The following is a 25,035-nucleotide window of genomic DNA, read 5'->3' on the forward strand; positions in this document are numbered from 1 at the left end:
CGTCAGCCCAGCTCGAAGGTGGTGACGCCGAAAACCCGTTCCTGGGCAACCGAAGGAAGCGGGCCGAGGTACATCCGGGCGCAACCGAAGACTTCCTCCATGCCATGCCGTTGCACCAGGGCCATGGCGTCTGGATTGTTTTCCGGCGCATCCAGGAACAGCGGACCGTCTATGGCGAATCCAGCCAGTTGCGCGTAGAGCGCTTCGGCTGCGTTAGTGTCATTGGCAAACAGCGGGCCGATCTTGCAGCCTTGCTGACAACGCCTGACGACCCCGAAACCGGCCAGGCGGCCATTGCGCCGGCAGCCCAGGGCCAGGGCGTCGGGTTGGGCGATCCAGTCCTGCAGGAAACGGGGGCGAGGTGCCGGAAAGCAGAGGCGGTCGTAAGCCAGAACTTCCTCCAGCTTGAAGTCGGCCAGTGGCAGGATTTCTTCGTCGGGCGCCCATTCCGGTGGTTCGGCGACCTCTGTCCGGAAACGCAGGTTTCGATGGGAAAAGACGAAGCCGCCCTTGGCGTAGTAATTCTGCATGGCGAACACGCCGTCCATGCCGATGACCGCACCGGGATGCAGTCGGGCGAGCAGTCGGTCACGGCGTGCGTGCCAAAGGATGTCGCCGAGACCGCGCCCACGGAACTCCGGGCGGATGATGAAAAAGCCCATGAAACCGAATTCGCCCGCGTAAGAGGTGATGGCGCCACCACCGATCAGCTCGCCGTCCAGGTCCGCGGCTATGTAGGCCTCGGGGTCATTCAGCCAGAACAGCTCGGCGTCGTGCAGGCCGGGGTTCCAGCCTTCGCGCGCGGCCCAGCTGACCAGCTCGTCCAGCTCTGGGCGGAGCATGTTGCGGATGACCAACGGGATGGGCATGACGGGAACTCCTCGCCGACGGGGACGCTTTCGGTATAGCGCCAAGCGGGGAGGGCGGCCAGGCCGCCGGGCGGACGTCAGGCGTCACGCAGCAGGTCGTGGGAGTCCAGCAGGCGGTAGGCAATTTCCGGGTGCAGCTCCAGGCCCCGGCGAATGGCCGCCGGAATCGACTGGCGGGTCTTGCGGCAGAGGCCGGGCAGCTCGTCGATGAGGATCTCGATGCCACGCATGCTGCGTACTTCGTTGAAGCCGGGGGCGATATGCAGTCGCACGCCGAGCTGCTCGTAAATGCGCCGTTGCATATGCTCGAGGTCTTCCAGGCTGCGGATGTTCTCCAGCCGCTCCAGCAGGCGCTTCTCCTCCTGGCGGGTCAGCAGCAGGATGCGTACATCGGCGCCGGGCAAATCCAGCAACTCCTCACGCCCGCAGTTGCAGGCGCCAGGAGGGCAGGGTTGGCGAGTCGGGAGAGTAGGCGTCATGGCTTCCGATCATAGTCAGCCGATTGCCGGGGTGCCAACAGCGCCCCGAGCCGGTTCAACGCAGCAGTCCGGCAACGGCCTGGAGCACTGTCTCCGGTTTTTCGCGATGGGGAACATGGCCGCAGTTTTCGATGAGCAGCACCCGCGACGGGCCGTCGGTCAGGTGCGCGATCTGCTGAGGATGCAGGTCGGAGCCGAACTCGTCCTGGTCGCCATGGATGGCCAGCACGGGGCAGTCCAGCCGTTCGACTTCGGCTTCCAGTGTCCAGTCGGCGAATTCAGGCGAGAGCCAGGTTTCGGTCCAGGCGTCGAGCACCCAGCGTGCTTTGGCGCCGTGGTACTTCGCCAGTCGCTCGATCTGCCCATCCTGCTGGAAACCGGCCTTGGCTTCGCGGATGCCTTGCAGGGTGCGGTCCTCGACGAAGGCCTGGGCCGATTCGGTGATCAGCGCCAGGCAGTCTTCGCGGTGGCGCGCGGCGCAGTGGGTTGCCATGCCGCCGCCGACACTATGGCCGAAGGCAATGAACTGGCCGATGCCGAGGTGATCCTTCAGGGTGGGGAAGGCCTGGTCGGCTTCGTCGCCAACGAAACCGAGCGACAGTTCGCGCGGATTCGCATCCGAACGACCGAAACCCAGCCGGTCGTAAGCCACTACCGTCTTGCCGGTAATGGCGGCCAGCTTGGTGGGGAACTCGCGCCATAGCTCGACGCAGCCGAGGGAATCATGGAACAGGACAATAGGCGGCTCGTCGAAGGACGGGCTGAGGTGGGCGGGACTCCAGATGCGAACGAACAGACGGCCGTGCAGGCTGTCGATGTGCAGGTCCTGTGTGTGGTGGCTGGGGCTTGGCACGGGTGACTCCAACGCAAGGGACAGGCTACAGGCTGCCAGAAAATTCCGTGGTCGTAACGAGCTAGGGTGCGCTGTGCGCATGGCGCACCCTACGACGAGTGCGTGAGGCGGGTTGACGGGCCAGCCGCTGGTATCGATTGCCGCCCCGTCTTAAGCTTCGTCTTTCACCTCTGCAGGGACCGCTGCCCATGAAAACCGCTCTCCTGATCATCGACGTCCAGCGCGCCATCAGCGTCGGCCAGTACGCTGCTTTCGAAATCGACCGTGTGATCCCCACCATCAACGGCCTGAGCGCCAAGGTCCGAGCCGCGGGACTGCCCGTGGTGGTGATCCAGCATGAAGAGCTCGAAGCCTATTTCCTCTACGGCAGCGAGACCTGGCAACTGGCGGACGACCTGGTCGTGGCAGCCAGCGACATCCGCGTCCGCAAGACTACTCCCGACTCCTTCCACCGGACCGAACTGCAGGAAGTACTTCAGCAACGTGGTATCCAGCGCCTGATCATCTGTGGCCTGCAGACGGACTATTGCGTGGATACCACCGTGCGGCGCGCCCTTTCGCTGGGCTACGAGGTGGTTTTGCCGGCGGATGCCCACTCCACCCTGGACAACGCCGCCATCAGCGCCGCGCAGATCATCGCCCACCACAACGCAGTGCTCGGCAGCATGTCGAGCTTTGGCGTACGGGCAACTGTGGTTCCCGCAGAAACCGTGCAAATCGAGGGCTGAAACCTTCGCCGGGGCGCTATTGCCTACTGGCCGTCGACGATGCGCGGCAGATGCAACGGATTGGCCTCGCGCAGAGCTTCGGGCAGCAGTTCGTCCGGGAAGCCCTGGTAGCACACCGGCCTCAGGAAGCGTTCGATCGCCGTCATGCCCACCGACGTGAAACGACTGTCGGATGTGGCCGGGAACGGGCCGCCATGCACGGAAGCGAAGGACACTTCCTGAGGATGCGCAAAAGCGTTGACCACGATGCGCCCGGTGCGTCTTTCCAGGATGGGGAGCAAACGGCGGGCCAGCATCGTGTCGCTGTCTTCGAGGTGCATGGTGGCCGAGAGCTGACCGCGAAGCGAACGAGCCACGGCAAGCATTTCGTCGGAATCGCCAACCTTCACCAGCAGCGCCACTGGCCCGAATACCTCTCCCGCGAGCCGAGGCTCGGCGAGAAACTCCTGGCCATCGACCTCAAAGAGGGTGGCGCGGCCATCCAGGTCGGCTTTGGCTGCCGTCCCTTCGGCAAGGCGTTGGGCGCCGACGGCTATCAGCTCGGCGAGGCCGCTGACGTAAGCAGCATGGATGGCCGGAGTGAGCAGGGTGCGCGCAGGGGCCGTGCCGAGGCGATCCAGCATGGCCTGGCGCAGCGAGGTGAAGCCCGCGCCGTCGATGGCGATGAGAATCGCCGGTTTCAGGCAAGCCTGGCCCACATTGGCCAGCATGCGCTCGATGAAACCATCGCCGATCGCGCCGCCGCGTTCGGCCATAGCGCCCGGCAGGATGAAGGTCGGGTTGACGCTGGTCATCTCGGTGAAGACAGGGATGGGGTCAGGGCGCTGCTGCGCGCGACGATAAAGCGCCATGCCGCCTGCTTCCGATCCGGTGAAAGTCACGGCCTTGATCAGGGGGTGATCCACCAGGGCCTCACCAATGGTGTTGCCGCTGCCGCGCAGCATCGAGAAGACACCTTCGTGCAGGCCGCTCTCACGCACCGCCTTGCGAACGGCCCGAGCCATGATTTCGGAGGCTCCGGGGTGGGCGTTGTGGGCCTTCACGACGACCGTTGCACCGGCCGCCAGCGCCGAGGCGGTATCGCCACCGGCGACCGAGTACGAAATGGGGAAGTTGCTCGCGCCGAAAATGGCAACCGGACCTGTCGCGATTTTCTGCAGCCGGTGATCCATGCGCGGGCGGGGTTGGCGCTCCGGCTGAGCTGGATCGATCGACAGCTGAAGGAAGCGCCCTTTGCGTACCACATCGGCGAACTGGCGGAACTGCGTTGAGGCCCTGCTAGCCTCGCCTTGCAGCTGGGCTTCGGGCAAACCGGTTTCCAGTGCGGCACGGGCAGCGAGGTCCTCGCGGACCTGATCCAGGTTGTCGGCGATGCGTTCGAGGAAGGCCGCCCGCACGGCAAGGGAACTGTGGCTGTAACTGTCGAATGCTTCGTCGGCCAAGGTCGCTGCCTTGTCCACCTCCAGCGCGCCGCCGAAGGCGAAGTCCGGCTCGATGAGCTGGTTGGAGGCGGGGTTGAGTGCCTTCATGGTCCCCCGGCGGGCGGGGACGTCACTGGCGCCGATGATGAGGTTTCCGGTCAATTCCATCTCTTTGTCACCTGAGTAAGCGGGGAGTGGCGTCGTTTCGACGCACGGGGCCGCCACCTGGAACGGCGGCGACCAGGCTGGACGGTCAGTTGGCGAGATTCGCGATGAGCTCGCTCGTCGTCACGATGGAGTGAGCGAAGGTGGGGCCGTTCAGCTCGTGGGCGGCGTGCATCATGTCGTGTCGGAAGGCGGCGGTCGCATCACGCACCAGCGTGACGTGGTAGCCGAGTTCCGACGCGAAGCGGGCGGTTGCCTCGATGCAGGTGTTGGCCAACAGGCCGACGATGATCACGTGGCTGATGCCGCGCTGCTTGAGGCGGAAGTCCAGGTCGGTGTTGGCGAACCCGCTGGAGCCCCAGTGCTCGGCGATGATGGTGTCGCCTTCGCGGGGTGCGAAGTCAGGGTGCCACTCGCCACCCCATTCGCCGCGGGCGAAGTGGTGGCCGTGCATGATCTTGCACTGGGTGGGCGTCGGGTGGTCCCAGCTCTCGTAGTCGCCCGGTTCCCAGCGCCGGTGCGGCACGATGAAGACGGGGATACCGCGCTCGCGAATCGCACGATCAAGCGTACGCAGGTTGTCCAGCAACCCGACTTCCGAGGCGATGGGTTCGATCAGGGGGTAGATGCGCCCGCCTTCAGAGAGAAAGTCGTTGTACGGGTCGACTAGCAGGTAGGCCGTTCTGGCGATGGGATAGGGGGTGTTCGACATCAGTGATTCCTCGCGGTTAGGGGATGTCCATTGCTTCCCGAATTGACTTTGTTCGTTGTTACTATGTAAATCATATTTACAAAATCAGCCTCGGGAGACGCCATGTCAAGCCCCAAAAAAACTGCTGAGACCCTGTGCCCGGTTTCCCGCGCCGAAGACCTTGTGGGCGACCGTTGGACGGTGTTGGTCCTGCGTGAACTGTTCATGGGAAACTGCCGATTCGACGAAATCCAGGCGCAGACGGGCGGTACGCCACAGATGGTTGCCACGCGCCTGAAACAGATGGAAGCGGATGATCTGGTACTGCGCACGCGCTACAACGAGCGTCCGGTGCGCTACGAGTACCAGCTCACCGCCAAGGGAGAGGCCTTCTATCCGGTGATCCTCGCCCTGCGCGCCTGGGGCGAGCAGTGGTGCAAGGCGCCGGAGGAGGGCATTGCCGTGCACTTCACGCACCGGACCTGCGGGCAGGCCGCCGGACTTGGGCCGTTGTGTGATGGCTGTGGGGAGGTCCTGCGGCGCGAAGACCTGATAGGCGAGCAGAACCCCGTCTATGCCGAGGAGCGCAATGGCCGACGCGAGTCCTTCCGGGCTGCGCGGGGCGCGGCGTCGAAGGACGACTGACGATCAGACCCGCTGCCGCTTCGCCAGAAGGAGCACCGCCAGTACGCCACACAGCAAGCCAAGGGACACTGGCATCCCCGGATGTCCCATCAGTTGCATCACCAGTCCGGTAGCGGGCGAACCCAGCATGCCCCCCACACCCCACACCAAGGCGAAGGCCGCGTTACCCGCCATCAGGGTTCGACCGCTGAAGCGCTCGCCGAGCTGGATCAACGACATGGTGTAGATCCCGAACGCGAATCCGCCCCAGACGAACACGAACGGCCAGATGAGCCACGTGTTCAGGGCCCATGGCAGCAGTACGCAACCGATGAGCGAAGCCAGGGCGCAGACCAGCATGGTTCGTTTCGAACCGGCCTTTTCAGCCACGCGGCCGAGCACGACCTGCAGACCGGCATTGCCCGCGATGTAGCAGGTGATGAGCGACGCGATTCGCTCCTCGGAGCTACCGAGCGCGGCGCCGTAGACTGCGAACAGGGAAAGCAGGATCTGCTCGAAGGCGGCCGCAGCGAACACCGCGAACAACAGGAGCGGCGCCAATGCGATGAATCCGCCAACCGATTTTGCCTCGCCTTCTTGGGGCATCTTTGGCAGGCGCGGCACGACCGCCAGCACGATCATCCCGCAGATGAGAAAGGCCGTGATGCCGATCAGGAAGGGCGGCCAACCCTGGGTGCCGACAATCCCAAGGGACAGCGGGCCGAGGGCGAAACCGGCCGAAACGATCGATGAATAAAGACCCAGGATGCGGCCACGGCGGGATGCGGGCGTGATCGCCATCAGCCAGGTTTCGCTGATCACGTAGAGCGGATTGGCGAAGAAACCGAGCAGAAAACGCAGCGGCATCCAGGCCCAGATGTGCTGCGTCCAGGCGATTGCGATCAAGGCGAACGCGGCGAGTATCGAACACAGGATCGCCAGCCGCCCTCCGCCCATGCGCTGTACCAGGGCCGGAATGAAGGGCGAGGACACGATGAAACCCAATGGGGTCATCGCCGCCGACAAGCCGATCAGGACGGGCGCCGTGCCCTGTCGTTCGAGAATGAAGCTGAGCAGCGGATAGGTCAGCCCTTGCGCCATTGCGAACACTGAGACGGTTGCGATGATGCCGGCCAACGCGGCCCATGGAATCCGGCCCTTTGGTGCTGATGCCGCACTTTCAGCCGTCATGCGGACCTCGTAATGGGACGATCCGGTGTCATTGCAGCTTTCACCTCATTCCTGCCAGAAGGGTTTGGCGATTTCTCTCTCGGCCTGACGCCGGGTCAGGCCGATATCCTCGATCAGATGGGGATTGGCCTTCGCCATTCGCTCAAGCTCAAGCCGAAAGCGTTTCCGCTCGCTCCAGGTCGCGATCATGCGGCGAGGGTGCGCCAGGTTGTAGCGCCGGTGCCACACTTCCGCCGGCCACGGGTGGGGAGTATCGTTCATGGCAGCCTCCTTGGGGTGTGAGGACCCGGAGGCCCTCGACCTGTCAGAGGTTGAATTCTGCGAAATGCGCGCAGCAGCGTAATTAAGCTCTTCCTAATAGTTCTCAAATCTTCCAAATGGGGTGCAGGTGCGTCGTATGCAGGGATCGCGCTTTGCATTTGGTCCGTTCGTTCTGGATTCCGCCGCGGGAACGCTTCTGCGGAATGAGGTTCCCGTTGCCATTGGCTACCGCGCGCTGCAACTGCTGGCAGCGCTCGTCGCGCGCCCCGGTGAAATCCTCGGCAAGGCCGAGTTGATGGATGCGGCGTGGCCCGGCGCGGTCGTCGAGGAAGGCAATCTCACCGTCCAGATCGCGCTGCTGCGTAAGTTGCTCGGTCCGGCCGCCGACGGTAGTCAGTGGATCGCCACCGTGCCGCGTGTCGGCTACCGCTTCGTCGGGGCTGTCCAGCAGCTTGGCAGCGCACGAAGACCCTTGCCCCTGCCCGACAAGCCATCGATCGCCGTGCTGCCATTCATCAATCTCAGCAACGATCCCGAGCAGGAAACCTTTGCGGATGGGCTGACCGAGGACCTGATCACTGATCTGTCCAGAAATTCCGGCCTGTTCGTCATCGCGCGCAACTCGGCCTTTGTCTACAAGGGCAAGGCCATGGATGTGCGCGGGATTGCCCAGGACCTTGGCGTGCGCTACCTGCTGGAGGGGAGCGCAAGGCGCGCCGCAGGGCGTGTGCGCATCAATGCACAGCTGGTGGATGCGACCAATGGCGATCATCTCTGGGCGGAGCGCTTCGACCGCAGCCTGGAAGACATCTTCGCCGTACAGGACGAGGTCACCGGCAAGATCGTGCAAGCATTGCTCGGTCGGCTACGCGAACCCGCTTCGCGCCGGCGGCCGGCGAATATCGAGGCTTATGACCTCTGCGTGCGGGCGCGCAAGCTGATGGATGACTCACCGCAGACGGCGCAGGAAGCGCACCTGATGCTCACGCGCGCCGTCGCACTCGATCCGGGGTATGCCGAGGCCTATCGCTGGCTCGCCATGAACCACTGGATGGGCTGGGTGCATAGCGGCGGACCTACGGAACCAGACCGAGATGCCGCCCTGGAGCTGGCGCGCAAGGCGGTCTCACTCGACCCCGACGATGCCGGTTGTCGCTGGGTCCTGGCCTACCTGCTGGCCTATGGACGCAGCTTCACCGAGGCGGATGCCGAATTCGCCAGGGCGATCGCGCTGGACCCCAACGAGGCCGACACCTGGGCGGCGCTGTCCGATATCGCGGTCCTGGCCGGGCGGATCGAGGAGGGCCTTGAGTACATCCGCAAGGCATTCCGCCTCAACCCCTTCCCGGCGAGCTGGTACTACCTGGCGCTCGGCCAGGCGCAATACGCCGCCGGCGATTACGAAGCCGCCATCGAGACTCTGCGCCGGGATGAGACCTATCGCACCAGCTCACGCCGCTTCCTGGCCGCAAGCCTTGCCCAACTCGGCCGGCTCGACGAGGCGCGCGCGGAGGTCGAGCTGTTCCTCGTCGGCAACCCGCTTTTCACCATTGGCCACTGGGCCTCGAGCGAGCCATTACGTGATGCTGCGACGCTCGAGCATTTCGTTGACGGCTACCGCAAGGCCGGCCTTCCGGAGTGACCGGTCCTCAGCGCCCGCCAGCGCCGCCGCGAGAGCGCTCGGAACTTTCCACCAGCACCGCTTCAGCGAGGCTGTTGAGGCGTTGCCAGAGCGCTGGAGAAATCTCCATGCCGTTTTCCAGGGCCTGTTCGCGGGCGAGGGCGAAGTTATCAGGGCTGACGAACCGCTCGCTCCGTTTGGCCACGACCTCACCGACCGGCTGCGGCTGGGCAGCCGTACCGAGCATCAGGCTCAGCGATTGCCGTGTCGCCTGAGGTGAGTGTTCCGAAAGCGTGCAAGTCAGGTAGCTAGGGTGAGAGGCGCCAGCTTCGATCCAGGCGAGGTGGCGCTGCACCGGTGAGTGGCCGTTGTCCCAACTGGCCTGGGCCCAGAGGCCCCTTTGGGCGCAATCCGCCAGCAGTTTGAGCACGAACTTACGGTTATGGCAGTTCTGCACCTCAACGCGAAAAGCGGGCTGCTCCACAGCCTGGACGTAGGCCAGTTCCAACAGTGCCGGCAAGCAGTTCAAGGCGCTGCGTCCGTGGCAGTCAGCGTTCAGGCTACCCGGTTCGTCGGTAACGAGTTCGGTCGCGGCGCGATCACGGTCGGCGACCAGTTCCAGTGCTCGCTCCAGTTCGCCCAGACCATCCTCGCCGTGCAATTGCAGCCAACCAACCAGGGCGGCCGCGTCTTCATAGTGGCCCGGCGTATAACCCATGCCCTCGAACACCCGCTTGAGCAGGGAAGTCAGTTCATTGGCGGAAATCAGCATGGATTTTTCTCCTGGGTAGGGGCCAGTGGCAGGAACCAGTCATCGTCGAACGGCTGGCCGATGTCTTCCAGCACGGGAGCACCCTGGAACATGGTGTTGCGGACCCACAGGCGCGAACGTGGGTCGAACTTGCTCACTCCGAAGAACGACAGCTTGCAGCGCAGCAGGTGCATGGGCAGGACGTCTCGGTCCAACAGGTTGGCGCGGATTTCGCCGTAGTGGGTGATGGCCATGCCCTGGATGCGGCGGACGATGCTGCGTTGTTCCGGGTGGCAGAGCAGGAAGCGCGCGACCTTGTGCTGCGGGTATTGCGCGAGGTAATTCGTCAGTTGCCGATGGCATTGCTGGACCAGGTAACCGATACCCAGCGGCATCTGCTTTTCCCGGCCCTCGTCGAGGCTGCAATTGCCCAGGCGCGGTTCCTGCTTTTCCTCGGAGCGGTACCAGAAGGTTTCCTGTGCACCGTCTGCGTCGAAGTCGATGGCCAGGGCCCAGTCGTATTTCGTCTCGATCAGCGCTTGCAACTGCTGTGCGGACATCTCCGGTTGCAACTGGAATTGCTCGGGCAAGGCGAGGCGATCTTCCAGCTCATCCACGAGCTCAGGGTACAGTTCCAGCAAAATGCAGTTGATCAGCTCCTGCCCCTGCAGGCTGGCGTGGCCAAGGGCCCAGTCCTGCAACACTTGCCAGTTCTCCAGCGGATGCGCGCCGAGCCAATCGTGGAGGGCGCGCAGATCCGCCAGTACGCGCTGGTTGTTGCCGGTCTGCCACTCGTCCTCCGTAAAGGTTTCCTCGATATGGCGGATGGCCCGGTCAACCAGTTTCGGGACGCGCGCCAGCTCTGCCGGTGCCGCCGGGCTGGCGAGAATACGGGCCAGCGCCAGTTCGCGCATTTCGATCCAGCGGCTGATCAGTTGCGGGTGGTTGATCAGGTAGGGTGCCATGCCGAGGCCCGTGGAGTTGCCGATGCCGAAGTAGCGCTTGATCGTCGGCTCGAAGGGTACGGCGGTGGTTGGCGAGCGGCGCCGGGCAATGTGCTCGGCCTGTTGCAGGCTGAAGTTGCGCAGCATGAAGCAGGTGAACATCTCGGCTGAAAAAGGACGGGCAAAATCCGGGTGTTTGCGGCGGACCTTCTCCCAATCGGCCATGCCCAGTTTGCCGCTGCCGTAGACGGCGGTTGTGCGATACAGGTAGCCGACCTGGGCAATCCTGGCGATTTCCGGCTGCTCGCCACGGGCCAGGGCATCCACCACGCTGTCAAAGTTGCGCATGCTGCGGTTGGCGCGGGACAGCACCATCACCTTGGCGTCGAGCCGGCCTGCCTCTTGCAGTGGCACGTTCTGGCGCAAGTAGTCGACGTAGGCGTTATCCACGTCGCCCTCGCAGAGGGCCATGGTCAGGTCCCATTCGCTGGCGATGACGCGGTCATTGCGTTTCTCCGGGGCCAGGTACTGCGAGAACAGAACAAAGCTGAACAGGTCGCCGCGGGTGCGGATGCGGTAGATCACCGTGCCGTAGCCGTCGGCATCCAGTTCGAAGCGTTGCGCCTCGATCTGCCAGCGCTCACGCATGATCCGGCGGACCAGGCTGCGCATGAAGCTCAAGCGGCTCTGATGCAGGCTGCCAAGCCGTTCCAGGTCCATGACCAGGCTGGCAGGGCGCATCTGCAGGATCGCGGCTTCGGGCAAGCCCGATTCCATCATTGAAGGGGTGCTCATTCTGGGGCCCTCAACTGGCGTGTCCGCATTCCCGGGCCAGTTGGCAACCGGAAGCGGCTTGTTATTGATCTGCCGTCGATGGTGGGACAGGAGGCTCCCCGGAGCAATTCAGATCGCCCTATCGTCCGATAAGGAATCCTTATTCAAATGGCATGCTCGATCAGCATGGCTATCGCCACTCGTCCGGGTCGAGTTCGTTGTCCCGCAGGATGAATTCGTACAGGGCCTGGGCCGCTACCGGCAACGACCGGTTGGCCAGGCGGACGATTCCGATGTCGCGGGTTACCAGCGGGTCCGCCAGGGGGATGAAGCACAGTTGGCCGGGTTCGGCGGGGAAGGCGAAACGGGGCAGGGTGGTGATGCCCATGCCTGCTTCGATCATGGCCAGCAGGGAGATCATGTTGGAGATGTAGAACTGCGAATCGGCCACCAGCTCCTCGGCGCGGGTTCCGCTGAGCAGGCGCGAGGTGCCGTTGGCGATCAGGCGTTCGCCGCGCAATTGTTGCCAGCCGACCTCTGTTTCGGCAGCCAGCGCATGGTCCTGATGGCAGACCACGCCGATGCTGTCTTCCCAGATGGGGATGAAGCGAATGTCGCTCTCGGTTTCCCAGAGGCTGGAGATGCCGAAGTCCACCTGCTGGTTCTCCACCATGGTCAGGACCGCCTCGGAGTTGTCGTCGAACAGGCTGACATGCAGGTCGGTGGCGTCGCCTATGAAGCGCGCGAGGATGTCCGGCAGAAGTCGACTGGCAATCGACGGTACGGACGCGATGCGCAAGTGGCCGGACTTGTACTGCGCGATCAGGTTCATGTCGCGCACCACGCGGTCGTGGTGTTCGATCAGTTCCTTGGCGTAGGCGAGGAACTGGATGCCAAAGGGCGTCAGCTCCGGCTTTGTGACCCGCGCATTGCGTTTCTCGAACACGGGTTGGCCCAGCTTGCCTTCGAGGTCGCGGATGGACAGCGAAATGGCTGGCTGGGTTCGGTGTGCCCGCTCGGCCGCCGCATGGAACCCCTGGAGCTCGGCAACCCAGACGAAGTGACGCAGTTGCACGATCTTCAGGTCCGGCAGCATGGTAAGTTTTCCTTATCAACCAATATTCACAACTAATTTTAGTTTATCTGAGACGGCACCTACCATGCGCTCAAAGCGAGAACGGAGGTGCACATGTCCAGCAAGATTTTCAGCAACTACATCGGCGGCGTCTGGGTTGAAGGCGGCTCGAGTATTGCGAACCGAAGCCCTGCCAATGTCGAGGACGTCGTGGGTCACTACGCCCAGGCCAATGCCTCGCAGGTGGATCAGGCGATTCGCGCCGCCACCGCCGCTCAGCAGGTCTGGGCACGCAGCGGACTGGAGGAGCGTTACCAGGTGCTCATGGCGATCGGCAACGAGCTGATCGCACGCAAGGCCGAACTCGGCGAACAGCTGTCGAGGGAGGAGGGCAAGACCCTCGCCGAGGGCGTCGGCGAGGTCTATCGCTCCGGGCAGTTCTTCCACTATTACGCCGCCGAGGTGTTGCGGCAGCTGGGCGAGACAGCGGATTCCGTTCGTCCTGGCGTGGAGATCGAAGTCCGTCGTGAGCCGGTTGGCGTGGTCGCCATCATCACCCCGTGGAATTTCCCGATGGCCACGGCCGCCTGGAAGATCGCCCCGGCCCTGGCCTTCGGCAACGCAGTAGTGTTCAAACCGGCCAATGCAGTGCCGGCGAGCGCCTGGGCGCTGACCGAAATCATCGCCCGCCAGGCCCTGCCGGCCGGGACCTTCAACCTGGTCATGGGCAGCGGAGCCGAGGTCGGCGAGCGCCTGATCCAGTCCACCGGGATCAATGCCCTGAGTTTCACCGGCTCGGTGGAAACCGGGCGCCGGGTCGCCGCCGCCACAGCCGCCAATTTCGTGCGCTGCCAGCTGGAAATGGGCAGCAAGAACGCCTTGGTAGTGCTCGATGACGCGGACCTGGCGCTGGCCGTGGAATGCGCGGTGAACGGCGCCTTCTTCGGCACCGGACAGAAGTGCACGGCATCGTCCCGACTCATCGTCACCGAAGGCGTGCACGACCGCTTCGTCGAAGCGCTGATCGAACGCATGGGACAGCTCAAGGTCGGCCATCCGATGCGTGAAGGCGTGCAGATCGGCCCGGTGATCGACGAGCGCCAGCTCGCGCAGAACCTCCGTTACATCGAGGACGCCAAGGCCGAAGGCGCGCGCCTGGTCTGCGGTGGCGAGCGCATTACCGAGGAGCATGAGGGCTACTACCTGCGCCCGGCGCTGTTCGTCGACACCCGAAACGATATGCGCATCAACCGCGATGAGGTCTTCGGCCCAATCGCCTGTGTCATCAAGGCGCGGGATTACGAGGAGGCGCTGGCCATCCTCAACGACACGCGCTTCGGGCTCACGGCCGGGATCATGACCCAGTCGCTCAAGCACGCCAGCGACTTCAAGCGCCGCGCCAACACCGGCTGCGTGATGGTCAACCTGCCCACCGCCGGCACCGACTATCACGTGCCCTTCGGCGGTCGCAAGGATTCCAGCTTCGGCCCCCGCGAGCAGGGGCAGTACGCCCGCGACTTCTACACCGTGGTCAAGACCGTCTACGTGCGTCCCTGAGGGAGAGAGCGCCATGCAAGAGCTTTTGATGATCGACGGCCTGCAGTATTCCAACTGGAGCCCCGAGCTGTTCCGGCAGATGCAGGAGGGCGGGCTGAGTGCCGTCCACGCCACCATCGCCTACCACGAGACCGCCCGTGAAACCCTGTCGCGCATTGGCGAATGGAATCGCCGCTTCGAGGCCTTCCCGGAACTGATCCGTCCGGTGCGGCAGGCTTCGGATATCCGCCTGGCCCACCAGGAAGGACGGGTCGGGATCTTCTTCGGCTTCCAGAATTGCTCGCCCATCGAGGATGACATCGACCTGGTGGAAATCTTCCGCCAGCTCGGCGTCTTCATCATGCAGCTGACCTACAACAACCAGAGCCTGCTGGCCTCGGGATGCTACGAGAGAGAAGACAACGGCATCAGTCGCTTCGGCCGCCAGGTGATCGAGGAAATGAACCGTGTCGGCATGATCATCGACATGTCCCACAGTGCCGAGCGCAGCACCCTGGAGGCCATAGAACTGTCGACGCGGCCGGTGATCATCTCCCATGCCAACCCCACCAGCTTCCATGCAGCCAAGCGCAACAAATCCGACGCGGTGCTGCGCGGAATCGCCGAGTCGGGCGGCCTGCTCGGCTTCAGCACCTATCCCTTCCACCTGCGCGGCGGCTCGGCGTGCCGGCTTGAAGACTTCTGCGACATGGTCGCGCGCACGGCAGACCTGATGGGTGTGGAGCACATCGGCATTGGTACCGACCTCTGCCAGCAGCAGCCGCTGCAGGTGCTGGAGTGGATGCGTAACGGCCGCTGGAGCAAAGCCAAGGACTACGGCGAAGGTTCCGCAGATAACGCCGACTGGCCAGCGCCACTGCAATGGTTCCGCGACAGCCGTGACTTTCCCGTCATCGCCCGCGGGCTGCGCGAGCGCGGCTTCGTCGAGGACGAGGTGCGCAAGATCATGGGCCTGAACTGGCTCGACCTGCTGGAGCGCGGTACCGCGCCGCAGCAGTGATTTCCTGACTCCCCCCAACGTGAGGACGCCATGAACAAGAACAAGAAAAGAGCCTCGACCTTCTCCCACCCTGGAGTTGGCCTGCGCCTGACGACACATCACCTTGATCCGTTGCCTCCGGAAGGCAGGAGCGAAACGCGTCCACCGTGCTGACGTTGAGTTCCGCTCCATTCCTGAACCCATGGTCATTCGCTCTGCCGAGTTCGATTCGGTAGAGCCAGCGCAACAACCTGGAGGCATCATGAAATTGTTCCCGACCCAGACCGTAGGCAGCGAACCGATGAAGTGCACGGCACTGCAAGGCGTCGATTTGCCCCTGTTCGTCATCACTGGCGGCTTCCTGCTCGCCTTCCTGATTGCGGCCCTGGTGGATATCGACGCGGTTTCCGCAATGGTCAACACGCTGTTCGCCTGGTCGACGAAAGCCTTCGGGCTCTATTGGCAGGTGCTGATGCTGGCAACGTTCCTGGTCAGCCTGGGCATTGGCTTCAGCAAATGTGGCCGCGTCCGCCTGGGTGGCATCAACCACAAGCCTGAGACCAGTACGTTCAATTGGATCGCCGTGATCATGTGCGCGCTGCTCGCCGGTGGTGGTGCCTTCTGGGCCGCCGCCGAGCCCCTGATGCATTTCGCCAGCCCGCCGCCCCTGTTCGCTGGCGTTCAGCCGAACACTGAGCAGGCGGCCCATGTGGCCCTGGCGCAGTCGTTCGTGCACTGGGGGTTCCTGGCCTGGGCTGTGCTCGGCAGCCTGCTGGCGATCGTCCTGATGCACCTGCACTACGACAAGGGCCTGCCGCTGGCGCCCCGTACGCTGCTGTACCCGTTGCTGGGTGAGCGTGCGCTTAAAGGACCGATCGGCAACCTGGCCGACGCCACCTCGATCATCGCGGTGGTTGCCGGCACCATCGGCCCGATCGGTTTCCTCGGCCTGCAGATCAGCAACGCGCTGAATGCTGTGTGGGGTCTGCCGAATGACCTGCTGACCCAGTCCATCACCATCATCCTGGTGACGGTCATGTACACCACGTCCTGCCTGGTGGGGCTAAATGGCATCCGCATGGTCAGCGAAATCAACGTCTGGCTGATGATCGGCCTGGCTTTGTTCATGATCGTGGCGGGGCCGACCCTGTTCATCCTGTCCGGTTTCCCGGTGGCTTTCGGCCTGCAACTGGAACACTTCCTGCCGATGACCCTGTACCGTGCCGATCCGAAATGGCTCGACTGGTGGACGGTCTTCTACTGGGGCTGGTTCATCGGTTATGCGCCGATGATGGGGCTGTACGTGGCCAAGATTTCCCGAGGCCGCAGTATCCGCCAGATCATCCTGACCCTTTCGATCATCGCTCCGCTGGTCACCATGTTCTGGTTCACCGTGGTCGGTGGCACCGGTATCGGCCTGGAGTTGCAGACCCCCGGTATCGTCACCAGCCACGGCACCCAGCCGGAGGCCATGCTGCTGGGCGTTACCCAGAGCCTGCCGCTGGCGGGACTGGTCTCGGCGCTGTTCCTGTTCCTCAGCTTCATCTCGGTGGCCACCAACGGCGATGCCATGGCCTACACCGTGGCCATGGCGATGACCGGCAACGATTCGCCGAAGAAGTGGCTGCGTGCCTTCTGGTGCATCGGTATGGGGCTGGCGGCGGTGGTGCTGATCACCATCGGCTCGGGCGGAGTCTCGGCGCTGCAATCCTTCATCGTCATCACCGCTGTTCCCGTCTCCCTGCTGATCCTCCCTGCGCTCTGGAACGCCCCGCAGATCGCCCGTCGACTGGCCCGGGAACAGCAGGTCTAGTCCCTTGGGAGGGCGCGATGCCCGTCGCCCCTCCATTTTTTCTTCCCATGCTGGAGAGCTAAATGAAACAGTCCGTGAGTACCCGTTTGTTCCCGTCCAACGCCCCACTGGAGTGGGCCGTGATCGGCAACGGGACTTTGTACACGGCGCAGATCCCCATTGATGTCGAAGGGCGCGTGGTGGATGGGGGGATCGAAGCCCAGACACGACAGACCCTGGACAACCTCAAGCACACCCTGGCCTGCGCCGGGCTTGGTCTGGATGCCGTGACCCAGGTGCTGATCTACGTGACCGACCGCAGCTACCTGGCGACCGTGAATGCGGTCTATGCCGAGTATTTCTCTGCTCCCTATCCGAACCGTGCCGCCATGGTGGTGGCCGGGTTGGCCCGTGAGGAAATGCTCGTGGAGCTGGTGGTCTACGCGGTGGCCTGAGCGGCCGCAGTCTCCAGTCCGCTCTGGTGATCCCGGACGACTGGTTTTCCGCTCGCCGATTGTCCCGGCGGCGACTCCAACTACGCTTGAACCTTGTACGTGCGCTTTTCCGTCACAAGCGGACAGGCGCCCGTACCCTTTTCGCCGTATGGCCTGACCTGGGAGCTTGGGATGGAATGGTTGCTCGACCCGGAAATATGGGTGGCCTTCTTTACGTTGACCGCACTGGAAATCGTCCTCGGTATCGACAACATCATCATGATCGCCATCCTCGTGGGTCGAATGCCGCCCCACATGCAGGCGCGCACCCGCTTCTTCGGCCTGGCCCTGGCGATGGTGACGCGCATCCTGTTGCTGCTTTCCATTTCCTGGATCATGCGGCTCACCGCCGACCTGTTCCAGGTGGCTGGGCAGGGGATATCCGGGCGTGATCTGATTCTCTTCTTCGGCGGCCTGTTCCTCCTCTGGAAGAGCAGCTCCGAGATGTACCAGGGCCTGGAGGGCGACGAGGAAGACTTCGACGAACCCAGGAGCCTTGCCGGCGGGCTCGTCGGCACCATCATCCAGATCGCCCTGATCGACATCGTCTTCTCGCTGGACTCGGTGATTACCGCTGTCGGCATGGTTTCCAACGTGCCGGTGATGGTTGCTGCCATCGTGGTCGCCGTGTTGGTGATGATGCTCGCTGCCGGAACCATCAGCGCCTTCATCGACAGGCACCCGAGCCTGAAGATGCTGGCGCTCTCGTTCCTGGTGGTGGTCGGCACGGTGCTGATTGCCGAGTCGTTCGATGTTCATGTGCCCAAGGGCTACGTCTACTTCGCCATGGCCTTCTCCCTGGCCGTGGAAGCACTCAACATCCGTGCCCGCACGGCCCGCGGCCGCAAGGCGGCGGAACCGGTGAAGCTGCACAGGGAGATGAAGGGGGAGTGAGTGTTGGCCGTCTTGAGTCGAGTGCGTCTCGTGCACTAGGGGCCTTACGGCTGCCGAGTCCTACTGTGGGGCGTGCAGCGAGGGCAAAGGCAAGTCGCGAATAAAAAAGCCCGCCAAAACAGGTGTTGGCGGGCGAATCAGGCGGGAACTAGAGCCAGCGTCCCCGCCCGGGGAGTATTCAGCTGAGCAACATCCCCGTACTTGCCTTGAGGCGGTATTGCGCCTGCAGGCGCAGTACGTAGCCGAGCTTGATCGAGGTCGGTCCGAGGATGGTCAGCAAGTGCGCCAGTACCAGCCAGCCCATGGACAGGTAGGCGTCGAAGCCATAGGCCAGCAGGGCCCCGATCACCAGCATGGCCATGCCACTGATCAGCAAGTGGCTGGAAAGCTTGTGGACGCGTTGGGGGGATTCGAAAAAGGCGAACATATCCATTGCTCCAGCAGAGGTTGCGGTCTGCTTGGCAGGCGTCCGTGACGGGGTCACGGACGCCTGGTCCATTCAGGGTGCTTAGGCCACCGGAATCATTGGGTCGGCTGCGGCCAGGGCGGTTGCTCGATCAGCTGCCGGGGGATAGATCCAGATGGTGTTGATCTGGGTCTTGAGCTGCTTGGCTTCATCCTTCACCAGCTTCAGCTGACGGTCCCAGCCCTCGGTGAACACCGCTCCCCAGGCACCGAGGTCCAGGCAGGTCACGTACTTGGGCTGGCTGTAGGGAATGGGCTGCACGCCCAGCAAGTCGGCGGCTACGTTGTTACCCGCATGGCGACCCAGTCCATCGCGCACGCTGGTCAGTTGCTCGGTCAGCGGGCTGGCACGGAAGCCGACCGTCCAGATCACCGTGTTGCTCTCGATATGGCGACCGTCGGAGAGGGTCACACCATTGGCGTCCACGGCCGCCACGCTGGTACCGAGTACCCACTCGATGCCGAGGTGATCGGATGCTTCGACGATCGACGGGCGGATTCCGTCGCCCAGGGCAGCGCCGATCTGTGGAGCACGGTCGATGACGATCACGCGAATATCCTGGTCTTCGCCGAGCACCTCGCGCAGACGCGCCGGCATCTCGGTGGCAGTTTCGATGCCGGTGAAGCCGCCGCCGGCGACCACCACAGTGTTGCGGGCAAGGCTGTACGGGCGGTCCTTGAGCGACTTCAGGTGGTTCTCCAGACGCGCCGCGGATTCGATCTGGTCGACGTCGAAGGCATGGGCCTCCAGGCCGCCCTCCGGCTGGAGGACACCCGACTGGCCAGCAGGCTGCTGGTGGCCAGGGTGCGTCATGTGCTGGCGCCGTAGGTGTCGCACGTCATGCCGCAGTGCGGCCAATTCAGGCACGTCGTCTCGTTTGGGCGCACCAGGGCCGAAGGTTGGCGCAGCGTGCAACGAGGTCCGACAGGGTGTCGGGATCAAACCGCACGCTCAGCGCCATCATGCGAAAACGCTCAGCCCTTGGCTGCGATTGCAGTGACTTCCACACGCATGCCTTCCACCGCCAGCGCAGCCACGCCAACGGCGGCGCGAACCGGCCAGGGCTTGGCGAAGAAGCGCTGGTAGACCTCGTTGAAGGCGGGGCGGTCGGCCATATCGGTGAGATAGATGGTCAGGTGCATGACGCGGTCCATGGAGCTGCCGGCGCGCTCCAGCGCGACCTTCAGTGCCTGTAGGGTGCATTCGCTTTGCGCGACGATGTCGCCCAGCTCCAGGCTGCCGTCGGCGCGGGTAGGGATCTGGGTGGACACCAGCAAGCCGCCGAAGCTGGCGACGTCCGAAGAAATGGATTCCGGGTCTGGATCTGGGAGGAAAGTGAGGTCGTGGTTTGCCATGGCAGCTCTGCTCGAGTGGTAGGAAGGCGGCTTGTACATCACCCCCGGTGGCTCGGCCAGCCGGGGCGTCCGCTGGGGCGACGCCGTTTTCGCGGCCAGTTTATAGCGCCATGGGTGGCTCCAGAAGCCGCAAGTCAGAATCGGTCGAGCCGATAGGCTTCCAATGCCGCTAACCCGTGCTGGCCATCGGTTGTTGCCGGCAAGGCCGCCAACTGGGCGATGTGTTCTGCAGTCACCGCAGCCTGGGTCAAGCCGAGATGCTGGTGGCCGAAGGCGAGCAGTACCTTGCCGTCGCACACCCGGTCGATGATCGGCAGGGAGTCCGGCAGGGATGGACGAAAGCCCATCCATGGCGTGGCTGCTTCGACACTCAGGTCACGGCGGAACAGGCCTTTGCTCAGTCGATGCAGCTGCCAGGCGCGCTCCATGTTCGGCGGCTGCTCGAGGCCGGCGAACTCGACGGTACCCGCCAACCTCAAGCCGTCAGCCATTGGCGTCATGATGAACTTGCGCTCCAGCGAGGTGACTGCGAATGGCAGGCGCTCATGCTCATTGGGCAGCATCAGGTGATAGCCGCGTTCGGTATCCAGTGGCACCTTCCTGCCGGTTAGCGCCGCGGTGATCCTGGCCGAGTGGGCGCCGCAGGCGATCAGCACCTGGCGGGCATGCAGGCCGCCGTCATGGGTGGTCAGCACGATGCCGTCCTGGCGCAAATGGCCACCCTGAACGCTTTGCCTGCGGAACTGCACACCCAGGGATTTCGCAGCTGCAACCAGTTCACAGACCACCCGGTAGGGATCGAGGAAATGCCCGGTGCGCGGAAAGAACAGCCCACCCTGAATCCACTCGCTCAACTGCGGAGCCGCTGCATGGACGGCCTCGGCCCGCCAGAAATCGACCGCCACGTCCTGGCCGCGCATCCGTGCCTGCAGGGCTTCGAGCGCCCGGCGCGATTCGGCGCGTTCGAACACCAGCAATGAGCCGTCTTCCTTCAGCAGGCCCGGCCGGTCAATCGTCTTCAGCAGCCGCTGCCAGGCACCGAGGCTGCCTTCGTTGAGCGCGCGTATGCCGGCGACGGTTCGCCGGAACGGCGTTGGGTGCAGGTTCAGCAGTAGCCGCGTGAACCAGGGCAGGGCGCGTGGCATGTATTTCCAGTCCAGGCGCAACGGACCCATGGGATCCATGAGCATGGACGGCAGTCGTTTCAGGATCGACAGGTCCGCAATCGGGAACACCTGTTCGGTGGCCAGGTGCCCGGCATTGCCGAACGAGGCGCCCTGGCCAGGGTCATGCCGGTCGATGACCACTACACGCTTGCCCTGGCGCGCCAGCTGCAGGGCGCAGGCCACGCCGACGATACCGGCGCCGACCACGGCGATGTCCGCGTGAGTCTGTGGCGCGTTTGATGGATTGGCGTTGACCATGTTCCTAGGCCTCTCTCTGGCCATCGAGCAGGCGGCGCAGCCGCAAAGGGTTGCTGTGCCGGAGTGCGGACGGCAGCAGGCCGTCGGGGAAGTCCTGGTAGCAGACCGGCCGCAGGAAACGCAGGATTGCGGCGGTGCCGACCGATGTCGTGCGTGCATCCGACGTGGCCGGGAACGGACCGCCGTGGACCATCGCATCGCAGACTTCGACGCCAGTTGGCCAGCCATTGACCAGCAAGCGGCCAGCCTTGCGCTCCAACGTGGGCAGCAATGCCCGGGATTGCTCCAGATCGGCCTCGTCCAGATGCAGGGTCGCGGTCAACTGGCCTTCCAGGTGTTCGGCAACCTCGCGGACCTGCTCATCGTCGGCACACTGCACGATCAACGACGCAGCGCCAAATACCTCGCCCTGCAGGGCCGAATCGGCAAGGAACGCCTCTGCCCGGGTCACGAACAGGCGAGCCTGGCATTGGTTGGGGCCTTCGCCCGGCAGACCGGTCGCCGCTGTTTGCGCTTGGCTGTGCTCGGCCAGCTTGGCAACGCCGGCGGCGAAGGCCTGGAAGATCCCCGGGGTGAGCATGGTCTGCGCCGGGCTACGCCCGACGTGCTCGCTAGCCGCGACGATGAAGCGATCCAGTGCCGGGCCCTGACGGGCAATCACCAGGCCGGGGTTGGTGCAGAACTGACCTGCGCCCTGGGTCAGTGAGGCGACGAAGCCTTGTGCCAGCGCCTCGCTGCGTGCCTGCAGGGCTGCGGGGAAGAGGAACACCGGATTGATCGAACTCATTTCGGCGTACACCGGGATTGGCTCGGGGCGCGCTTGCGCGGCATTGCACAAGGCGACTCCGCCGCTGCGCGACCCGGTGAAACCTACCGCCTTGATACGCCTGTCGCTGACCAGGGCGATGCCCACTTCGCGACCGGAGCCATACAGCAGCGAAAACACGCCTTGCGGCAGCGCGCATTTTTCCACGGCGCGGGCGACGGCCCGACCTACCAGCTCGCTGGTGCCAGGGTGGGCACTGTGGGCCTTGACCACCACAGGGCAGCCGGCCGCCAACGCCGAAGCGGTGTCGCCACCGGCCACCGAGAAGGCCAGGGGGAAATTGCTGGCGCCGAACACGGCCACCGGGCCGAGCGGCACCTGGCGCTGGCGCAGGTCCGGGCGCGCAATGGGATTGCGCTCCGGCAGAGCCGTATCGATCCGCGCATCGAGCCATCCACCGGCACGCACGGTGCGGGCGAAGAGTCGCAGTTGCTGGCAGGTGCGACCCCGTTCGCCCTGAATGCGCGCGCGCGGCAGGCCGGTCTCGGCCATGGCCCGTTCGACCAGCGCATCGCCAAGGCTTTCGATCTCGTCGGCAATGGATTCGAGGAATTCGGCGCGTGCCGCCAGTGGCGTCTCGCGATAAGTGTCGAAAGCTGCCCAGGCCAGGGCACACGCCTGGTCCACATGCTCGCCTGTGCCGCCCGGATAGGGCGGGTCGAGCGGTATGTCAGTGGCCGGGTCGATAGCCCGGATCGCTTCCCGGCTGCCAGTCACGCTGTGCCGGCCTATGAGCATGTTGCCTGTCAGGGTCATGGTGCTTCCTGGAGAATTGAGTGGGTCCGTCTGCGGAACAGCGATGTTCCGCAGGGGCGCGATTAGCAGCGGGTCGTCAGGCGACATTCTGCTCGGCTGACCAGTTGGCGTACCACTGGCGGAACAGCGCGTACTGGTTCTCGGCATAGCGACGCTGGGCATCGCTGAGCGCATCGCTCTCGTTGAAGTGCAGGGTGTATTCCGTGTCGCCGTTGAGCACCATCAGGTGTTTGTAGTAGAGCACCAGGTCGCAGCCTTCGTCGAAGGAGGAGAGCACCGCCAGCGCGGACTCCAGCTCCCGTGCCAGTCGGCGCGCCCTGGCATCGCCCTTGGCTGCCTGCTTGCTCAGCGCCACCAGGTGCAGCACTTCGCGGGGCAGGGCATTGCCGATACCGGTGATGGCGCCCGTGGCGTTGCAATTGACGAAACCGTGGACCACCTGGGTATCGACACCGACCATGAGGGTGACCTCATCGTCCTTGGAGGTGATGTTCTCGGCCGCGTAGCGCAGGTCGGCGGCGCCACCGAACTCCTTGAAGCCGATCAGGTTCGGGTAGTCGCGGCGCAGTTCGAAGAACAGGTCGGCGCGGGTGGCGAAGCCGTAGTAAGGGCTGTTGTAGATCACCGCCGGCAGGCCCGGAGCCGCCGTGAGGATGGCGGCGAAGTGTGCCTTCTGCGCAGCAGGGGAGGCACCGCGGGAGAGAACGCGAGGGATCACCATCAACCCGTGGGCGCCAACCTTGGCGGCGTGTGCAGCGTGGGAGACCGCCTCGCGGGTGTTGACCGCACCGGTGCCGACGATGGTCGGGATGCCAGCGGCCACCAGGCGCGCCACGCCTTCCTGGCGTTCGGCTTCGGTGAGCAACGGCCAGTCGCCCATGGACCCGCAATACACCACGGCACTCATGCCGATATCGATCAGCTCGCGGCCCTTGGCCACCAGGGCGTCGTAATCCGGCTTGCGTTCGGCGGTGCAGGGGGTCATCAGGGCGGGGATGCAGCCGGTGAAGATGTTGTCGCTCATTGTTTTAACTCCTTGAAGCAGTCATGCAGGTGTTTGGGGGAAGAGAGGGTCGAAGTGGTATCCGTCGCGATGGCTCAGATACCCCATGCGAAGGGGTCCTGTTCATCGATCAGCAGGGTGCTGTCGGCGGTCATGTAGGCGCGGCCGGTTATGAAGGGGCGGATGCGCTCGCCATCCCATTCGTAGCGGCCTTCGAACTGGCTTCCGGTGATGCTCGCCTGAATCCAGGATTGGCCTGCGGCGAGCTTTCCATCGGCCGCCAGGCACGCCAGCTTGGCGCTGGTGCCGGTCCCGCAGGGCGAGCGGTCGTAGGCCTTGCCCGGACACATGACGAAGTTGCGGCTGTCGGCCTCGTCGTCATCGGCGAACAGCTCGACATGGTCGATCAGGGCGCCGTCTGCGCCGTGGATGCACTGGGCCTGCAAGGCCTTGAGCATCGACCAGGTGAACTCGGTCAGGACCTCGACGTTGTCGAGGTGCAAGCTCTGGCCATGTTCTGAAACCAGGAAAAACCAGTTGCCGCCCCAGGCGATGTCGCCGAATACGAGGCCGTGGCCAGGGACCTCGACCGGAACCTGCTGGCGGTAGCGGTAGGCCGGCACGTTGCCGACGGTCACTGCGCCGTCTTCATGCAGGGTGGCGCTGACCTGGCCGACCGGGGTATCGATCTTGTGCACGCCGGGGCCGATCAGCCCCAGGTGGTGCAATGAGGCGACCAGGCCGATGGTGCCGTGGCCGCACATGTTGAGGTAGCCGGCGTTGTTGAAGAAAATCACGCCGCACGTGGCATCCGGGGACACCGGTTCGCAGTACAGCGCACCTACCAGCACGTCGTTTCCGCGTGGTTCCAGCAGGCAGGCGCGGCGCCATTGGTCATGCTGCTGGCGCAGCGCATCACGCTTCTCGGCCATGCTGGTGCCGGTCAGTTCGGGGAACCCCTTCATCACCAGGCGAGTGGGTTCGCCGCCGGTGTGGGAATCGATGATGTGTACGCGTTTCATATTCCTGTCCCTTGAGAAAG

24 protein-coding genes and 1 pseudogene are annotated in these 25,035 nt (G+C 64.1%); 8 read left to right on the forward strand and 17 right to left on the reverse strand.

Features of this window, described 5'->3' with window-relative positions; translation table 11 throughout:
- Positions 1-2: 2 nt before the first annotated feature.
- The 3 genes from D6Z43_RS04870 to D6Z43_RS04880 form a co-directional block, all read right to left on the reverse strand.
- Positions 3-869 carry a GNAT family N-acetyltransferase gene (locus D6Z43_RS04870; protein WP_120650867.1) on the reverse strand — a complete coding sequence of 289 codons (867 nt, stop codon included), beginning with the start codon at positions 867-869 and terminating at the stop codon, positions 3-5.
- A 77-nt stretch (positions 870-946) separates the two neighbouring features.
- Entirely contained in the window at positions 947-1,348 is a 402-nt protein-coding gene (locus D6Z43_RS04875) for a hypothetical protein (RefSeq protein ID WP_120650868.1), read from the reverse strand.
- A 55-nt stretch (positions 1,349-1,403) separates the two neighbouring features.
- Positions 1,404-2,201 (reverse strand): alpha/beta fold hydrolase, encoded by a 798-nt coding sequence (locus D6Z43_RS04880; protein WP_120650869.1) that lies wholly within the window; start codon positions 2,199-2,201, stop codon positions 1,404-1,406.
- Between the two features lie 188 nt (positions 2,202-2,389).
- On the opposite strand from D6Z43_RS04880, the gene D6Z43_RS04885 reads away from it, so the two are divergent.
- The gene (locus D6Z43_RS04885; protein ID WP_120650870.1) at positions 2,390-2,929 is read left to right on the forward strand and encodes a cysteine hydrolase family protein; all 540 of its coding nucleotides are present in this window, start codon (positions 2,390-2,392) and stop codon (positions 2,927-2,929) included.
- Positions 2,930-2,952: 23 nt separating this feature from the next.
- On the opposite strand, the gene D6Z43_RS04890 is transcribed toward D6Z43_RS04885, so the two are convergent.
- Together D6Z43_RS04890 and D6Z43_RS04895 are read right to left on the reverse strand one after the other, a co-directional pair.
- Positions 2,953-4,518, reverse strand: a complete 1,566-nt coding sequence (locus tag D6Z43_RS04890; RefSeq protein WP_120650871.1) for an aldehyde dehydrogenase (NADP(+)) — start codon at positions 4,516-4,518, stop codon at positions 2,953-2,955.
- 85 nt (positions 4,519-4,603) lie between these two features.
- On the reverse strand, positions 4,604-5,227 hold the full coding sequence (locus D6Z43_RS04895; protein ID WP_120650872.1) for an isochorismatase family cysteine hydrolase: 624 nt from the start codon (positions 5,225-5,227) through the stop codon (positions 4,604-4,606).
- Positions 5,228-5,329: 102 nt separating this feature from the next.
- Between D6Z43_RS04895 and D6Z43_RS04900 the strand changes: the two genes are divergently transcribed.
- Entirely contained in the window at positions 5,330-5,851 is a 522-nt protein-coding gene (locus D6Z43_RS04900) for a helix-turn-helix domain-containing protein (RefSeq protein ID WP_120650873.1), read from the forward strand.
- 3 nt (positions 5,852-5,854) lie between these two features.
- Here D6Z43_RS04900 and D6Z43_RS04905 read toward each other — a convergent pair whose 3' ends face one another.
- Together D6Z43_RS04905 and D6Z43_RS04910 are read right to left on the reverse strand one after the other, a co-directional pair.
- Positions 5,855-7,021, reverse strand: a complete 1,167-nt coding sequence (locus D6Z43_RS04905) for an MFS transporter (RefSeq protein ID WP_120650874.1) — start codon at positions 7,019-7,021, stop codon at positions 5,855-5,857.
- Between the two features lie 45 nt (positions 7,022-7,066).
- The gene (locus D6Z43_RS04910) at positions 7,067-7,282 is read right to left on the reverse strand and encodes a DUF1127 domain-containing protein (protein WP_120650875.1); all 216 of its coding nucleotides are present in this window, start codon (positions 7,280-7,282) and stop codon (positions 7,067-7,069) included.
- A 136-nt stretch (positions 7,283-7,418) separates the two neighbouring features.
- On the opposite strand from D6Z43_RS04910, the gene D6Z43_RS04915 reads away from it, so the two are divergent.
- Positions 7,419-8,924 (forward strand): winged helix-turn-helix domain-containing tetratricopeptide repeat protein, encoded by a 1,506-nt coding sequence (locus tag D6Z43_RS04915; protein ID WP_120650876.1) that lies wholly within the window; start codon positions 7,419-7,421, stop codon positions 8,922-8,924.
- 7 nt (positions 8,925-8,931) lie between these two features.
- On the opposite strand, the gene D6Z43_RS04920 is transcribed toward D6Z43_RS04915, so the two are convergent.
- The 3 genes from D6Z43_RS04920 to D6Z43_RS04930 form a co-directional block, all read right to left on the reverse strand.
- A complete protein-coding gene (locus D6Z43_RS04920; RefSeq protein ID WP_120650877.1) occupies positions 8,932-9,675 on the reverse strand; it encodes a DUF3726 domain-containing protein in 744 nt (247 codons plus the stop codon).
- Complete coding sequence (locus tag D6Z43_RS04925) at positions 9,669-11,393, reverse strand: hypothetical protein (RefSeq protein WP_120650878.1); 1,725 nt, start codon at positions 11,391-11,393, stop codon at positions 9,669-9,671. Before D6Z43_RS04925 ends, D6Z43_RS04920 begins: the two co-directional genes overlap by 7 nt.
- Before the next feature lie 169 nt (positions 11,394-11,562).
- Positions 11,563-12,468, reverse strand: a complete 906-nt coding sequence (locus D6Z43_RS04930; RefSeq protein ID WP_120650879.1) for a LysR family transcriptional regulator — start codon at positions 12,466-12,468, stop codon at positions 11,563-11,565.
- Between the two features lie 93 nt (positions 12,469-12,561).
- Here D6Z43_RS04930 and D6Z43_RS04935 point away from each other — a divergent pair, with 93 nt between their 5' ends.
- From D6Z43_RS04935 to D6Z43_RS04955, 5 genes are all read left to right on the forward strand, one after another.
- A complete protein-coding gene (locus D6Z43_RS04935; RefSeq protein WP_120650880.1) occupies positions 12,562-14,004 on the forward strand; it encodes an aldehyde dehydrogenase family protein in 1,443 nt (480 codons plus the stop codon).
- Between the two features lie 13 nt (positions 14,005-14,017).
- Positions 14,018-15,004, forward strand: a complete 987-nt coding sequence (locus D6Z43_RS04940; RefSeq protein ID WP_120650881.1) for a dipeptidase — start codon at positions 14,018-14,020, stop codon at positions 15,002-15,004.
- Between the two features lie 280 nt (positions 15,005-15,284).
- Positions 15,285-16,796, forward strand: coding sequence for a BCCT family transporter (locus D6Z43_RS04945; protein WP_305955724.1), 1,512 nt, complete (start codon positions 15,285-15,287; stop codon positions 16,794-16,796).
- Between the two features lie 62 nt (positions 16,797-16,858).
- On the forward strand, positions 16,859-17,230 hold the full coding sequence (locus tag D6Z43_RS04950) for a RidA family protein (RefSeq protein WP_120650883.1): 372 nt from the start codon (positions 16,859-16,861) through the stop codon (positions 17,228-17,230).
- A 171-nt stretch (positions 17,231-17,401) separates the two neighbouring features.
- On the forward strand, positions 17,402-18,163 hold the full coding sequence (locus D6Z43_RS04955; RefSeq protein WP_120650884.1) for a TerC family protein: 762 nt from the start codon (positions 17,402-17,404) through the stop codon (positions 18,161-18,163).
- 178 nt (positions 18,164-18,341) lie between these two features.
- Here D6Z43_RS04955 and D6Z43_RS04960 read toward each other — a convergent pair whose 3' ends face one another.
- The 7 genes and pseudogenes from D6Z43_RS04960 to D6Z43_RS04990 all read right to left on the reverse strand — a co-directional run bounded on the left by D6Z43_RS04960 (position 18,342) and on the right by D6Z43_RS04990 (position 25,015).
- Entirely contained in the window at positions 18,342-18,590 is a 249-nt protein-coding gene (locus D6Z43_RS04960; RefSeq protein ID WP_120650885.1) for a transmembrane sensor/regulator PpyR, read from the reverse strand.
- An 81-nt stretch (positions 18,591-18,671) separates the two neighbouring features.
- Positions 18,672-19,415, reverse strand: a pseudogene (locus tag D6Z43_RS04965) (FAD-dependent oxidoreductase); the annotation flags it as partial.
- 188 nt (positions 19,416-19,603) lie between these two features.
- On the reverse strand, positions 19,604-19,984 hold the full coding sequence (locus D6Z43_RS04970; protein WP_120650886.1) for a RidA family protein: 381 nt from the start codon (positions 19,982-19,984) through the stop codon (positions 19,604-19,606).
- 134 nt (positions 19,985-20,118) lie between these two features.
- Positions 20,119-21,408, reverse strand: a complete 1,290-nt coding sequence (locus D6Z43_RS04975; protein ID WP_120650887.1) for an FAD-dependent oxidoreductase — start codon at positions 21,406-21,408, stop codon at positions 20,119-20,121.
- A 4-nt stretch (positions 21,409-21,412) separates the two neighbouring features.
- On the reverse strand, positions 21,413-22,990 hold the full coding sequence (locus D6Z43_RS04980; protein WP_120650888.1) for an aldehyde dehydrogenase (NADP(+)): 1,578 nt from the start codon (positions 22,988-22,990) through the stop codon (positions 21,413-21,415).
- A gap of 76 nt (positions 22,991-23,066) precedes the next feature.
- Complete coding sequence (locus tag D6Z43_RS04985; RefSeq protein ID WP_120650889.1) at positions 23,067-24,014, reverse strand: dihydrodipicolinate synthase family protein; 948 nt, start codon at positions 24,012-24,014, stop codon at positions 23,067-23,069.
- A gap of 74 nt (positions 24,015-24,088) precedes the next feature.
- Positions 24,089-25,015: a 4-hydroxyproline epimerase gene (locus D6Z43_RS04990; protein WP_120650890.1), complete on the reverse strand. Its 927-nt coding sequence runs from the start codon at positions 25,013-25,015 to the stop codon at positions 24,089-24,091.
- Between the last annotated feature and the right edge of the window lie 20 nt (positions 25,016-25,035).

Origin of the sequence: Pseudomonas sp. DY-1 (assembly GCF_003626975.1) — a bacterium.
GTDB lineage: Bacteria > Pseudomonadota > Gammaproteobacteria > Pseudomonadales > Pseudomonadaceae > Metapseudomonas.